Raw genomic sequence first — 13,387 nt, forward strand, 5'->3', positions numbered from 1 at the left:
TCGAGCCCGTGATCCCCCGGATCGAGATCGGGTCGTTGTCGACCGCACCCCCGCGGATGCGCCAGGCTTTCCCCGTGACCCAGCTGCGCCCCGGCCCCCACGACGTCTCGTCGATCCTGGCCGACCTCACCGCCGACCACGTCGATCGCGAGTTCCTCGGCAACGTCGAACGGCACCTCCCTCGCCTGCACGATCTCTTCGTGCGGCTGTACGGCGACCGCCCCGACGGTTTCGAGAGCCTGTCCTCGGTCGTCGACCTCGCGCGGCGGTCCTGGGCCGCGCGCCCCGCCGACCTCAAGGCCCTCGACCGCGGGCGGGCGAGCGCGCCGGACTGGTTCGGCGACGAGCGCATGGTCGGAGGCGTCTGCTACGTCGATCGTTACGCGGGCGGGCTCAACGGCATCCGTGACCAGATCCCCTATTTCCGCGAGCTGGGCCTGACGTACCTGCACCTCATGCCGCTGTTCGAAAGCCCCGCGGGCAACAGCGACGGCGGCTACGCGGTATCGAGCTACCGCCGTGTCGATGCGAAGCTCGGCACGATGCAGGACCTCGCCGAACTCGCGGCGGATCTGCGACGGGCCGGTATTTCGCTCGTCGTCGACTTCATCTTCAACCACACCAGCAACGAGCACCGGTGGGCGAAGAAGGCCATCGCCGGCGACGCGGGTTACGAGGACTTCTACCTGATCTTCCCCGACCGCGAGATGCCCGACGCCTACGAGCAGACCACCCGCGAGATCTTCCCCGACGACCACCCCGGCTCGTTCGTGCAGCTCGACGACGGGCGTTGGATCTGGGCGACGTTCTACCACTTCCAATGGGACCTCAACTACGCCAACCCGGCCGTGTTCGAGGCCATGACGGGAGAGATGCTCTTTCTGGCGAACCAGGGCGTCGAGATCCTGCGGATGGATGCCGTGGCCTTCATCTGGAAGAAGCTCGGCACCGCCTGCGAGTCGCTGCCCGAGGCGCACCTGCTGCTCCAGGCGTTCAACGCGGTCCTGCGCATGGCCGCCCCGGGGCTGCTGTTCAAGTCCGAGGCGATCGTGCACCCCGACGAGGTGGTGTCCTACATCTCGCCCGAGGAATGCCAGATCTCCTACAACCCTCTGCAGATGGCCCTCACGTGGGAGGCGCTGGCCACCCGCGACGGGCGTCTGCTGCAGCAGGCCCTCGAACGCCGTCACGCGCTGCCCCCGGGCACCGCGTGGGTCAATTACGTGCGCAGTCACGACGACATCGGGTGGACGTTCGCCGACGAGGATGCCGCCGAGCTCGGCATCGACGGGTACCCGCACCGCCGGTTCCTCAACGACTTCTACGTCGGACGCGCCCCGGGGTCGTTCGCGCGGGGCGTGCCGTTCCAGGAGAACCCCCGCACCGGAGACGCCCGCGTCACCGGTACCACCGCCTCCCTCGCCGGTGTCGAGGCGGGCGACGCCGGCGGCGAGGACCGTGTGATCCTTGCACATGCGCTCGCGCTGTCGACCGGCGGCATCCCCCTGCTCTACCTGGGTGACGAGGTCGCCCAGCTCAACGACTACGGCTACGCCGACCGAGCCGACGAGGCGGGCGACAGCCGCTGGGTGCATCGCCCCTTCCGTCCCGCGCGGGCGTACGCCGATCGGACGGATGCCGCGACCCCCGCCGGGCGCGTCTTCTCGCGCCTGACGCGGCTCATCGACGTCCGACGCGCGACCCCCGAATTCGCCGGCAACGAGCTGATCGCCTTCGACGCACGGGTGGCTTCGGTCGTGGCGTTCCTGCGTCCGGGAGTTCACGGGTTCGCCGTGCTCGTCGTCGCCAACGTCGCCGACACCGCCGTCGAGATCGACGCCCTGACCCTGTCGGGACTCGCTCCCGAGGCGCTCGATCTCGTCACCTCGCACCCGGTCTGGCTGGGAGCCGGTCTGACCGTCGCCGCGCACGGGGTGCGCTGGCTGCGCGTCCGTCTGCGCTGAACGGCGCCGGTGCCGTGACCACCGATCCCCCACCCACCGACCACACCCGGCACGTCGTCGCCCTGCTGGCGGGGCTGGCGGCGCTGGCGAGCGTCGCGTGGGCGCCGGCGGGGCTGGTGGGAGATCTCGTGACGCTCGTCGTCGGTGTCGCCGCGCTCCTGTTCGCCTGGGAGGCGAGCGCGCGGCTGGGCCCTCTGCGCGCGGCGGCCATCGCCGGCGCCCTGCTGGCGGGACTGGTCACCGTCGCCGCCGCGGGGGTCTTCCTGGTCGCGCTCGCTCGTGCGTCGTCGTGAGCGCGCGGTAGCACGGATCCCCCGCCAGGCCCAGCCCGGCGTCCCCCTCGAGTCGACCCCTAGCGTCGAGGCATGAACGATCGCGACCTCTCCGCCCTCACCGTCTCACGCGCGATGGACAACGTCCGCGACGGGGGCAAGCCCTTCGCCTGCCTGATCGTCAAGGACGGTGAGATCGTCGTCGAGGCCGTGAATCACGTGGCGCAGGAGGGCGACCCGACCGCGCACGCCGAGATCCTCGCGATCCGCGCCGCGGCCGAGAAGGGCATCGGCGACCTCGCCGGCTACGACATGTTCGTCACGGCCTATCCGTGCCCCATGTGCCTGGGTGCGGTGTACTACGCCCAGCCCGATCGTCTCGTGTTCGCCGTCACCCGCGAAGAAGAGGGCGCGCACTACGAGGACGGCAACCGTCTGATGAGCCTCGCGACCTTCTACGACGAGTACACCAAGCCGGTCGAGGAGCGCGCCCTGGCCGCGCAACAGATCCGAGTGGATGCCGCGACCGCGCCGTTCGAGGAATGGACCGCGCGGCACGGCGACTGACGGGGTCGCGCGGGCCCTCACGCGTGAGGGGGTGGGTGCCGGCTACAGGACTTGAACCTGCAACCCCCGTATTACAAGTACGGTGCGCTACCAATTGCGCCAAGCCGGCGTGGGACGCGCGGCGTCCCGGTCATCGAGTCTAGAACGGTCGGCGCCGCCGCATCGCTCACTGCGTGTGCGTGCCGCTTTCGCGATCCCACTCGAGCGACTTGAACTGCAGGAACGAGCACAGGTTGCCGGCGACGACCAGTTCGGCCGCCAGGCTCGCCATCTCGTGGGGCGAGAGGGTCAGATCGTCGGGGCGTGCGGTGAGCGTCGCCTCCCACAGCAGCTCGTCGTAACCGCGGGGCTGCATGTAGATCGACGCCTTGGCGTTCATCAGGTTCATCACGACGAGGCCGGTGTCCTGGCTGTCGGCGTCCTCCTGCTCGACGACCTTCAGCTGGCCCGCGAAGAGGTGTCCCTGATCGCGGAACTCCTGCACCCACGCGTCCAACTGATCACGGGACCGCCGCGGCGGGGAGTCCTCGAGCTCGTCGTTCATGTCACCAGAATCTCATAAGAAGGGGCGATGGAAGCCTCTGCGATCACCCGACGGGCGTCGGGGTCGGCGTGGGGGTGGCCGTGGAGTAGTACGCGTTGCTGTCGACGGTCAGGACGAACTGCGCGAACTCCTTCGCGTCGTTCATGTTGCCGACGTACTCGGTGCCGTTGACGAGAACCGTCGGCGTGGCGGTCAGCGCCTGCCCTTTCGTGTCGGGCAGCCCCTTGATCGCGCGATCGGTCGCGGCCTTGGCCCACGCCGTATAGGTCTCGTCCTCGATGCAGGCGCGCACCGTCGCGATGTCGCTGATCCCGGCGCCCTGGGCCATGTCGGCGAGCTGCTGGTCGCTGTAGCCGTCCGAGTCGACGGCGGGCTGATTGGTGAGCAGCTCGTGGTTGTACGCGAAGAAGCGGTCCGAATCGTGGGTGGCCACGCAGGCGGCGGCGCCCGCGGCGCGCAGGCTGTACTTGGTGCCGTTCGACTTCGAGGTGAGCATGGCGACCGGGTAGTACGTCAGCGAGGCGGCGCCGTCGGTGACCCACTTCGAGAGCTGGGTCGCATTGGCGGCCTGGAATTCGCGGGCCTCCGTCGACATGTAGTCGACGTACACGCGGATGTCGACCGGCGCGGCCGATCCGGTCGGCTCGGGAGTCGGAGCGGGCGTCGGGACGGCGGCTCCCGCCGCCATCGTCGCGGAGCTGCCGTCGACCGTCTGATCGGCCAGGGGGTCGGCGATCTGCGAGGCGCTGGTGACGACGAAACCGTCGTCGCTCGCGGCATCCGGAAGCGCCTGGGAGCGCACTTCACGCGAGTTCAGGGCGACCGAGACCCCCACGGCTCCGACGCCGATCACCGCGACGGCGCCGATCGCCAGCAGGGAGCGGCGGGCGATGCGCCAGCGCGTCTGCTTGGCCTTGACCTGCTGCGCCTTCTCGCGCACCGCCTCGCGACGATCGCGTTCGGCGGGCACGTGAGGGGACTCGTCGTGGGACATGAAACCTTCCGGGCATAAACGTCTGCCGCATGAAATCGGGGGGATCGCGCGGGTGGGGCGAACGATCAACGATGCTAACGAGGCTGGCTGAGAAATGACCAGACACGTGCGATACTGACCCTGCGTCCAACGTCGGGCGCACGGGGTCGCCCCCGTTCATTCCATTCACTACGGATCGTCCGGCACGTACCTGCCGGTGAAGGAGAAGAAGAAATGGCGTCCGTCACCTTCGACAACGCAACCCGTCTGTACCCGGGCGGAACCCGCCCCGCGGTCGACAAGCTCAACCTCGACGTCGCGGACGGGGAGTTCCTCGTCCTCGTCGGCCCCTCCGGCTGCGGAAAGTCGACCTCGCTGCGCATGCTCGCCGGCCTCGAAGAGGTCAACTCGGGCCGCATCCTCATCGGCGACCGCGACGTCACCGACGTCCCCCCGAAGGACCGCGACATCGCGATGGTCTTCCAGAACTACGCGCTGTACCCGCACATGACCGTCGCCGAGAACATGGGCTTCGCGCTCAAGATCGCGGGCGTCGGCAAAGAAGAGCGCGCCGCGCGCGTCCTCGAGGCGGCCAAGCTCCTCGACCTCGAGCAGTACCTGACCCGCAAGCCCAAGGCGCTCTCGGGCGGTCAGCGTCAGCGCGTGGCGATGGGTCGCGCCATCGTCCGCCAGCCCCAGGTGTTCCTCATGGACGAGCCGCTGTCGAACCTCGACGCGAAGCTGCGCGTCCAGACCCGCACGCAGATCGCCTCGCTCCAGCGCCGCCTCGGCGTCACCACGGTCTACGTCACGCACGACCAGACCGAGGCCCTCACCATGGGCGACCGCATCGCCGTCCTCAAGGACGGTCTGCTTCAGCAGGTGGGCACCCCGCGCGACCTGTACGAGACCCCGAAGAACGTGTTCGTGGCCGGCTTCATCGGCTCGCCCGCGATGAACCTGTTCACGGCCGACCTGGCCGAGGGCGGCGTGCGCTTCGGCGACATGGTCGTCCCCGTCGAGGCCGACACCATCGGCAAGGCCCACGGCTCCGAGGTCACGATCGGCGTCCGCCCCGAGGACATCCAGGTCGCCCCGGCCGACGGCCGCGGCCTCTCGGTCGTCGTCGACCTCGTCGAGGAGCTCGGCGCCGACGGTTACCTCTACGGTCACACCGACATCAACGGCAAGCGCACCGACCTGGTCGCGCGCGTCGACGGTCGTCGTCACCCCAACGCGGGCGAGACGGTCGTGCTGGCCCCGGTCCCCGGACACGTCCACGTGTTCGACCTCGAGTCGGGCGAGCGCCTGACCGACCGGGCCATCGCCTCGGCCTGACCCACGCACCGACGCGGCGCGTCCCCGGCATCCCGACCTCGTCGGGCCGGGGGCGCGCCGCACCGTTTTCCCGGAGGCTCCCGTGTCCGAATCGCTCAGCATCACCGCCAGCACCGTCGACCCGGGGTTGCTGCAACTGCCCTGGTCGACCGGTTTGGCCGACTGGCCCAGTAGCCACATCGTCGCCCTGCCCAAAGGCATCTCGCGCCACCTCGTCCGCTTCGCCAACCTCTCCGGTCGCGTGGTGGCGATCAAAGAGACGACCGAAGAGATGGCCCGCCGCGAGTACGACATGCTCGGCAATCTCGACCGTCTCGCGGCGCCGTGCGTCGATCGGGTCGCCGTCATCGCGGGACGCACCGACGCCTCCGGGCGCCCCCTGCCCGCGGCCCTCGTGACGGCTCACCTGCGCTTCTCGCTCCCCTACCGCGCCTTGTTCACCCAGGTGCTGCGCCCGCACACGGCCACACGACTCGTCGATGCGCTGGCCGTCCTGCTGGTGCGCCTGCACAACGTCGGCTTCTACTGGGGGGACGTCTCGCTGTCGAACACCCTCTTCCGCCGAGACGCCGGCGAGTTCGCCGCCTATCTCGTCGACGCCGAGACGGGGGAACTGCACGGCAACCGGCTGAGCCCGGGCCAGCGCGCCCACGATCTCGACATCGCCCGCACCAACATCGCCGGCGAGATCATGGACCTCGAGGCCGGTGGGCGCCTCGAGGGCGGGGTGGATGCCATCGCCATCGCCGACGGCCTGGTCTCGTCGTACCACTCGCTGTGGGGCGCCCTCACCGACAAGGAGTCCTTCGCGGTCGACGAGTCGTGGCGCATCACCGAACGCGTGCACCGTCTCAATGCCCTGGGCTTCGACATCGGCGAGATGTCGATCCGTACGGCCAGCGACGGCACGCAGGTGTCGATCCAGCCGAAAGTCGTGGATGCCGGCCACCACCAGCGGCGCCTGCTGCGCCTGACGGGACTCGACGTCGAAGAGAACCAGGCGCGCCGCCTGCTCAACGACCTGGACGAGTTCCGTGCGCGCGTCTCGCGCCTGGGCGCCGATGAAGAGATGGTCGCTCACGAGTGGCTGACGCGCGTGTTCGAGCCCATCGTCATGGCGATCCCGTGGGATCTGCGCGCCAAACTCGAGCCCGCCGAGGTGTTCCACCAGGTGCTGGAGCACCGCTGGTACATGTCGCAGGCGCGTGGTCGCTCGGTGCCCCTGGCCGAGGTGGTCAGCTCCTACATCGACGACGTGCTGCGTCACCGCCGCGACGAGGCGACCGTGATGGGGCCGCCCACCGACACCCTGTCGATCGGCACGGTGTCCGACGCCGACGCGCCCGCCACCGGCGAGGTGCCCACGACCGACACCGACCTGGTGAACTGGCGCGACCTGGTCTGACCGGCCGGACGGCTCCGCCGCTGCGGCGAGACCCCGTGATCCGGTCGGCACAGACGTGTCGGCGGGCGCTGCGCCGAGCAGGGGCGCAGCGACGCCAGCGCCGAGCACCCGGAACGACAGAGGCCGCGGCATCCGGAATCACATCCGGATGCCGCGACCTCGATGGTGCGCGACGGGTCAGTACCCGACGGTGAAACGCTCGCGCGAGTGCTTCGGGTTCTCGATCTCGTCGACGACGGCGACCGCGAAATCGGCGCCGCCGATGAAGGAGTCGCCCCGGTCGTCGACGACGAGGACGTCGCCGCCGTCGCGGTAGGAACCGGTGCGCTCCCCCGGCGCCCAGGCGCCGAAGCCGCCGGCCGGGTGCACGTAGAACCAGTCGCGACCGGTGTCGTCGGCCTGCAGGTCTTCGAGGATGCCGATCGCCTCGCGCGCCTCGGGCTTGTATTCCTCGGCGAAGCCCTCGGTGTCGATCAGGCGGGGACCGCCCTCGGCGACGAGCGAGCCGCCCGCGCCGCCGACGACGCCCAGCCGCACATTCTCGGGAAGAGCCGTGGTCAGCTCGGCGATCGCGGGGCGGAGCTTGCCCTCCATGTCGCCGCGCGGGGCGACGGCGGACACGACGACGTCGACGCCCTCGAGACCGGCGACGAGGCCGGGGACGTCGAGGACGGTGCCCTCGATGTACGTCGCGCCCTCGACGCGCTCGACGGGGACCGACCGGGCGACCGAGACCACGGTGTGGCCGCGGAGCACGGCCTCGGTGACGATGTGACGACCGGCGTAGCCGGTTCCTCCGATGACGGCGATGCGGGGCATGACGATCCTTCCGTGAGGGGCGGTGGTCAGACGCCCGCGCGCAGCGTCGACACCTGGTACAGGGCGACGGATGCCGCGATGCCGGCGTTCAGCGACTCGGTCGCGGTCGAGATCGGGATCGACACGACCTGGTCGCAGGTCTCGGTCACCAGGCGCGACAGGCCTTTGCCCTCGGAGCCGACGACGATCACGACCGGGCGGTCGGCGAGCTCGAGGGCGGGCAGCGACACGTCGCCGTCGCCGTCGAGGCCGAGCACGAACACGCCCTGCTTCTTGAACTCCTTGAGCGTCGCGGTGAGGTTGGCCGCGAGGGCGACGGGGATGCGGGCCGCGGCTCCGGCACTGGTCTTCCAGGCGGCGGAGTTGACGCTCGCCGAGCGGCGCTGCGGGATGATCAGGCCCTGACCGCCGAAGGCGCCGGTGGAGCGGATGATCGCACCGAGGTTGCGGGGGTCGGTCACGCCGTCGAGCGCCACCAGCAGCGGCACCTCGCCGCGGTCGATGATCTGCTCGAGCAGGTCCTGCGGGTGCGCGTAGGAGTACGGCGGCACCTTCAGCGCGACACCCTGGTGCACGCCGTCGAAGCCGGCCATGCGGTCCAGCTCGGGACGCGTGACCTCGAGCACCGGGATGCCGCGGTTCGTCGCGATCGACAGCATCTCTTTGACGCGGTCGTCCATCTCGACGCGCTGGGCGATGTACATCGCGGTCGCGGGGATCTTGGCGCGCAGCGCCTCGAGGACGGAGTTGCGTCCGGTGACGGTCTCGGTGTCGTCGGCGGCCTTGGGGCTCTTGCGGTGGGGGTTGCCGACCGCGCGGACACCGGGCCGGCCCTTGCCGCCGGCGGCGGCGTAACGCTCCTCGGCGGCCTTGCGCTTGCCGGCGGGGTGCCAGGCGCGATCCTCGGCCTTGGGGGTGGGGCCGCGCCCCTCGAGAGCCTTGCGGGAGTGCCCGCCCGTGCCCTTGAGGGGGCCCTTCTTCTTTCCGGGGTTGCGTGCTCCCGGGCGTCCAGGCTTAGCCATCGATACTCCAATGCGTTCCGGCCGGAGTGTCCTCCAGCGTGATTCCTGCGGCGGCGATCGCGTCTCGAATGCGATCCGCGGCCGCCCAATCCTTGTCCGCGCGCGCGTGTGCGCGTTGCGTGATCATCGTCTGGACGAGGGCGTCCAGAGCGGCGGTCTCGGCTCCTCCACCGGTGTCACCCCACTGCGACGAGTGCGGGTTGATCCCCAGGAGGAGCGTCATCTGCACGACGTCCGCGACGTCCTGCTTCGCCTCATCGTACTTGCCGGCGTCCAGCAGTGCATTTCCGGACCGGATGCTGGTGTGGATCGCGGCCAGTGCCCGGGGAAGCGCCAGGTCGTCGTCCATGGCCTCCACGAACTCGGTCGGCAGACCCTCTTTCACCTCGGGCCACCCCGGTTGCGCCACCCGACGCGCACGGTCGAGGAAGGTGCGGATGCGTCCGAGAGCGGTCTCGGCCTCCACCCACGACGCCTCCGTGAGATCGAGGTTCGAGCGGTAGTGCGCCGCGGCGAGGGCGTATCGCACCACGAGGGGATCGTGGGCGCCGAGGACGTCGGCGGCGAGGGTGAAGTTTCCGAGCGATTTCGACATCTTCTGTCCGTCGACGGTCACCAGGCCGTTGTGCACCCAGTAGCGGGCGAACGCGTCGCCGGCGGCGTGGGATTGCGCGATCTCGTTCTCGTGGTGCGGGAAGCGCAGGTCGAGTCCCCCGCCGTGGATGTCGAACTCCGGCCCCAGGTAGCGTCGCGACATCGCCGAGCACTCGATGTGCCAGCCCGGCCGACCTTCACCCCACGGCGACGCCCAGGTCGCCGAGGCAGGCTCACCCGGCTTCGCCCCCTTCCAGAGGGCGAAGTCGCGCGGATCGCGCTTGCCACGGGGATCAGCGTCGGCGGCCGGCTCCATGGCATCCAGACTCTGTCGGGTCAGTTCGCCGTAGGCGGGCCACGACCGCACGTCGAAGTACACGTCACCCGCCGCCGCATAGGCGTGGCCGCGATCGATCAGCTCGGCGATCAACTCCTGCATCTGCGTGACGGATGCGGTCGCCCGCGGCTCGTAGGTGGGAGGCAGGATGCCGACCGCCTCGTACGCCCGCGAGAACTCGAGCTCCATGCGGTAGGCGAGCGCCCACCACGGCTCGTCGTCGGTGGCGTTGGCGAGGACCTTGTCGTCGATGTCGGTGACGTTGCGCACGAACGTGACGCGTCCGAAGCGGTGCGCGAGCCACCGCCGCAGCAGGTCGAAGGCCAGGGCCGCGCGGACGTGCCCGATGTGCGGACCCGACTGCACGGTGGGACCGCAGACGTAGACCGTGACGTTCGAGGGATCGAGAGGGACGAACTCGCGCAGCGCCTGCGCTTTCGTGTCATACAGCCGAACGGTCACCCCCTCAGCCTATCGGCCGCCCCTCGACGCGACCCCTGCCCGAAACATCCCGGCGTTAGCGTGACGGCATGCCTCTCACCATCCTCGTCGACGACCTGACGGGCGAGGCCACGCGGGCACTGATCGCCTCGCACCTGGCCGGCATGCTCGCCCACACCCCCGCTGAGAGCGTGCACGCGCTCGATGCGGACCGCCTGGCCGCGGACGGAGTGACCGTCTGGTCGGCATGGGTCGACGATGAACTCGCCGGGATCGGAGCCTGCAAAGACCTCGACGCGCACCGCGCCGAGCTGAAATCCATGCGGGTCGTCGAGGCGCACCTCGGCCAGGGAGTGGGGCGGGCCATCCTGCGGCACATCATGGAGGACGCCAGGGAACGCGGCATCCGCAGTCTCTGGCTCGAGACGGGCAGCACCGACGACTTCCTGCCCGCTCGATCCCTCTACGCGAGCGAGGGCTTCGTGGAGTGCGCGTCGTTTCCGCCCTACCGCCCCGATCCGTTGTCGACGTTCATGACGCGAGAGCTCTGAACGGGAACGATCAACGCCGTCGCGAACGCCGCGACGCCCTCGCTGCGGCCCGTGAAGCCGAGACCGTCGGTCGTCGTCGCGCTCACCGACACCGGTGCACCGCCCAGAGCCGCCGAGAGTGTCTGCTCGGCCTCGACCCGACGGGCGGCGAAGCGAGGACGGTTCGCCTGCACCTGCACCGAGACGTTGCCGACGCGCCACCCGGCCGCGGCGAGCAGATCGAGGGTGTGCGAGAGGAAGGCCCCCGCGTGCGCTCCCGCGAACTCGGGGCGGTCGGTTCCGAAGTGCGTACCGATGTCTCCGAGACCCGCGGCCGCCAGCAGCGCATCCACGATCGCGTGCGCCACGGCGTCGCCGTCGGAATGGCCCGAGAGGGCGGTCTCGCCCGGCCACTCCAACCCGGCCAGCCACAGGGTGCCCGCGCCCCCGAAGCCGTGGACGTCCGTTCCGAGGCCGACCCGCGGCAGGGTCGCGGCCTCTTCGCTCGCCGCGGGCGCGCCGCTCGTCGCGGGCTCGCCGCTCGCCGCGGGACGCGGTGCCTCGCGCACGAGCGCGCGGGCCCGCTCCAGGTCGGGTGCCGTGGTGATCTTGAAGGCGATCGCGTCGCCCTCCACCGTGATCACGTCATGACCCGCGGCGGCCACGAGCGCCGCATCGTCGGTGTGATCGGCGTCCGCGGCGGCGAGGGCGGCTTCGAGCACGTCCCGGCGGAACCCCTGGGGGGTCTGCGCGGCCGCGAGTTCGGACCGGTCGACGGCGGCGACGACGCGACCGTCGGCATCGATGCGCTTGATCGTGTCGACCACCGCGACGGCGGGGATCACCGCCGCCGCGCCCGCCTCGATCGCGGCGATCACACGGTCGAACACCGCGGGCGGGGTGAGCGCGCGGGCGGCGTCGTGGACGAGGACCGTCTCGATATCGCCCCACAGCGCGGCCAGGCCGGCGGCGACCGACTCCTGCCGGGTGGTTCCGCCCGCGACGACCGTGACGAGGTGGGCGCGGTCTCCGGCGGCTTCGTGCGCCTCGGTCGTCGCCTCACCGCGCAGGGTCGACGGGACCACCACCACGACCTGGGCGGGCGGCGCGGCGAAGACGCCGCGCAAGGCGTGGTGCAGGATCGTGCGCTCGTCGAGTCCGACGAACGCCTTCGGCACGCCCCCGTTCAATCGCGTGCCGGATCCGGCGGCGACGACGATGACGGCGGAACGCGGCACGGGGGTGAGAGTCACCCGTTCACGCTAGCGCGCGGAGGAACACGAAGACGCGCACCCGCGGGGGTGCGCGTCTTCGGAGGAGTCAGGACGCGAGGACCTCGTCGAGCACGACGCTCGCGCGGTCTTCGTCGGTCTTCTCGGCCAGAGCGAGCTCGGACACGAGGATCTGCCGCGCCTTGGCGAGCATGCGCTTCTCTCCGGCGGACAGGCCGCGGTCCTGATCACGGCGCCAGAGGTCGCGCACGACCTCGCTCACCTTGATGACGTCGCCGGACGCGAGCTTCTCGAGATTCGCCTTGTAGCGGCGCGACCAGTTGGTCGGCTCCTCGGTGAAGGGCGCGCGCAGCACCTCGAAGACGCGATCGAGACCCTCTTTGCCGATCACGTCGCGAACGCCGACGAGGTCGACGTTGTCGGCCGGAACCTCGATCACGAGATCCCCCTGCGTGACGTTGAGCTTCAGGTATTTCTTCGTCTCGCCCTTGATGACGCGTTCTTTGACCTCGATGATCGTGGCCGCGCCATGGTGCGGGTAAACGACGGTCTCGCCAACCTCAAAAAGCATGGAGTTATGTCCTTTCGGCAACATCCAGGATACCACAGGCCCGCATGCGCTATTGTTCCGCCCGCCTTTCGGCTCCGCCGGTACGCACGGGCGACGCGCGCGCGAACGGGCCGCGCGCAACAGGGGCGCCACCGCGAACCCGTAGGATGGTGAGGATGCCGTCTGTCGATCTTGGAGGATCCGTGAAAACGCGCCTGATCGCGTCCGTCGCCCTGGGTGCCGCTGTTCTACTGGGAACGACCGGCTGCAACCTCATCGCTCCGCAGGCGACGACCATCGAGTACTCCGCCTCCGACGGCGTGAACGTGCCCGACACCGCCGGCCCCCTCGCGGTGCGCAACGCCCTCATCGTCGCCAACGGCGACGGGACGACCGGCAACTTCGTCGCCGCGATCGTCAACAGCACCACGCAGGCGCAGACGCTGCGCATCGAGGTCGGCGAGGGTTCGTCGGCCGTGCGCGCCTCGGTCGAGGTCGACGCGAGCAGCACGCTGAGCCTGGGCGACCTTTCCGACGACGTCGAGCCGCTGCGTCTCGACGACATCGACGCGGTCCCGGGAACCACCGTTCCGGTGTACTTCCAGTCCGGCGACGGCGAAGGCGCCCTCATCCAGGTGCCGGTGCTCGACGGGGGCCTCGAGTACCTCGCCCCGCTCGCGCCGACGGCCGAGCCCTCGATCACCATCAAGCCGACGCCCTCGGGGACGTCCGCGGTGACGCCGACCCCCACGGCATCCCCCACGTCCTGATCGACGAACGAAGGCGCCGACGCTCCTGC

Annotated in this window: 14 protein-coding genes and 1 tRNA gene; 7 read left to right on the top strand and 8 right to left on the bottom strand. The window is 70.2% G+C overall.

Features of this window, described 5'->3' with window-relative positions; translation table 11 throughout:
* Nucleotides 1-56 precede the first annotated feature (56 nt).
* The 3 genes from ACIPVB_RS09580 to ACIPVB_RS09590 all read left to right on the top strand — a co-directional run bounded on the left by ACIPVB_RS09580 (nucleotide 57) and on the right by ACIPVB_RS09590 (nucleotide 2,803).
* Nucleotides 57-1,964, top strand: a complete 1,908-nt coding sequence (locus ACIPVB_RS09580) for an alpha-amylase family protein (RefSeq protein ID WP_400368973.1) — start codon at nucleotides 57-59, stop codon at nucleotides 1,962-1,964.
* A gap of 14 nt (nucleotides 1,965-1,978) precedes the next feature.
* Entirely contained in the window at nucleotides 1,979-2,257 is a 279-nt protein-coding gene (locus ACIPVB_RS09585; RefSeq protein ID WP_400368497.1) for a hypothetical protein, read from the top strand.
* Nucleotides 2,258-2,329: 72 nt separating this feature from the next.
* On the top strand, nucleotides 2,330-2,803 hold the full coding sequence (locus ACIPVB_RS09590) for a nucleoside deaminase (protein WP_400368499.1): 474 nt from the start codon (nucleotides 2,330-2,332) through the stop codon (nucleotides 2,801-2,803).
* Nucleotides 2,804-2,839: 36 nt separating this feature from the next.
* Here ACIPVB_RS09590 and ACIPVB_RS09595 read toward each other — a convergent pair.
* From ACIPVB_RS09595 to ACIPVB_RS09605, 3 genes are all read right to left on the bottom strand, one after another.
* Nucleotides 2,840-2,912, bottom strand: a tRNA-Thr gene (locus tag ACIPVB_RS09595).
* A 57-nt stretch (nucleotides 2,913-2,969) separates the two neighbouring features.
* Complete coding sequence (locus ACIPVB_RS09600; protein ID WP_400368500.1) at nucleotides 2,970-3,347, bottom strand: hypothetical protein; 378 nt, start codon at nucleotides 3,345-3,347, stop codon at nucleotides 2,970-2,972.
* 43 nt (nucleotides 3,348-3,390) lie between these two features.
* Nucleotides 3,391-4,341, bottom strand: coding sequence for a DsbA family protein (locus ACIPVB_RS09605; protein WP_400368501.1), 951 nt, complete (start codon nucleotides 4,339-4,341; stop codon nucleotides 3,391-3,393).
* A 213-nt stretch (nucleotides 4,342-4,554) separates the two neighbouring features.
* Here ACIPVB_RS09605 and ACIPVB_RS09610 point away from each other — a divergent pair, with 213 nt between their 5' ends.
* A complete protein-coding gene (locus tag ACIPVB_RS09610; RefSeq protein ID WP_400368502.1) occupies nucleotides 4,555-5,658 on the top strand; it encodes an ABC transporter ATP-binding protein in 1,104 nt (367 codons plus the stop codon).
* 82 nt (nucleotides 5,659-5,740) lie between these two features.
* Nucleotides 5,741-7,063, top strand: coding sequence for a DUF4032 domain-containing protein (locus ACIPVB_RS09615; protein WP_400368503.1), 1,323 nt, complete (start codon nucleotides 5,741-5,743; stop codon nucleotides 7,061-7,063).
* 177 nt (nucleotides 7,064-7,240) lie between these two features.
* On the opposite strand, the gene ACIPVB_RS09620 is transcribed toward ACIPVB_RS09615, so the two are convergent.
* From ACIPVB_RS09620 to cysS, 3 genes are read right to left on the bottom strand one after another with little or no spacing between them, the layout of a single operon-like run.
* Nucleotides 7,241-7,882, bottom strand: a complete 642-nt coding sequence (locus ACIPVB_RS09620) for an NAD(P)-dependent oxidoreductase (protein WP_400368504.1) — start codon at nucleotides 7,880-7,882, stop codon at nucleotides 7,241-7,243.
* Between the two features lie 26 nt (nucleotides 7,883-7,908).
* On the bottom strand, nucleotides 7,909-8,904 hold the full coding sequence (gene rlmB, locus ACIPVB_RS09625; RefSeq protein WP_400368505.1) for a 23S rRNA (guanosine(2251)-2'-O)-methyltransferase RlmB: 996 nt from the start codon (nucleotides 8,902-8,904) through the stop codon (nucleotides 7,909-7,911).
* Entirely contained in the window at nucleotides 8,897-10,297 is a 1,401-nt protein-coding gene (cysS, locus tag ACIPVB_RS09630) for a cysteine--tRNA ligase (protein ID WP_400368506.1), read from the bottom strand. The genes rlmB and cysS overlap by 8 nt, the downstream gene beginning before the upstream one ends.
* Before the next feature lie 68 nt (nucleotides 10,298-10,365).
* On the opposite strand from cysS, the gene ACIPVB_RS09635 reads away from it, so the two are divergent.
* Complete coding sequence (locus tag ACIPVB_RS09635) at nucleotides 10,366-10,827, top strand: GNAT family N-acetyltransferase (RefSeq protein ID WP_400368507.1); 462 nt, start codon at nucleotides 10,366-10,368, stop codon at nucleotides 10,825-10,827.
* Here ACIPVB_RS09635 and ispD read toward each other — a convergent pair.
* Together ispD and ACIPVB_RS09645 are read right to left on the bottom strand one after the other, a co-directional pair.
* Nucleotides 10,782-12,059, bottom strand: a complete 1,278-nt coding sequence (gene ispD, locus ACIPVB_RS09640; RefSeq protein ID WP_400368509.1) for a 2-C-methyl-D-erythritol 4-phosphate cytidylyltransferase — start codon at nucleotides 12,057-12,059, stop codon at nucleotides 10,782-10,784. The genes ACIPVB_RS09635 and ispD overlap by 46 nt on opposite strands.
* A 67-nt stretch (nucleotides 12,060-12,126) precedes the next feature.
* Nucleotides 12,127-12,609 (bottom strand): CarD family transcriptional regulator, encoded by a 483-nt coding sequence (locus ACIPVB_RS09645; protein ID WP_056229249.1) that lies wholly within the window; start codon nucleotides 12,607-12,609, stop codon nucleotides 12,127-12,129.
* 155 nt (nucleotides 12,610-12,764) lie between these two features.
* Here ACIPVB_RS09645 and ACIPVB_RS09650 point away from each other — a divergent pair, with 155 nt between their 5' ends.
* Nucleotides 12,765-13,358, top strand: coding sequence for a DNA modification methylase (locus ACIPVB_RS09650; protein WP_400368510.1), 594 nt, complete (start codon nucleotides 12,765-12,767; stop codon nucleotides 13,356-13,358).
* Nucleotides 13,359-13,387 lie beyond the last annotated feature (29 nt).

It is taken from the genome of Microbacterium sp. NPDC090007 (assembly GCF_044748345.1).
In the GTDB taxonomy this organism is placed as follows: domain Bacteria; phylum Actinomycetota; class Actinomycetes; order Actinomycetales; family Microbacteriaceae; genus Microbacterium.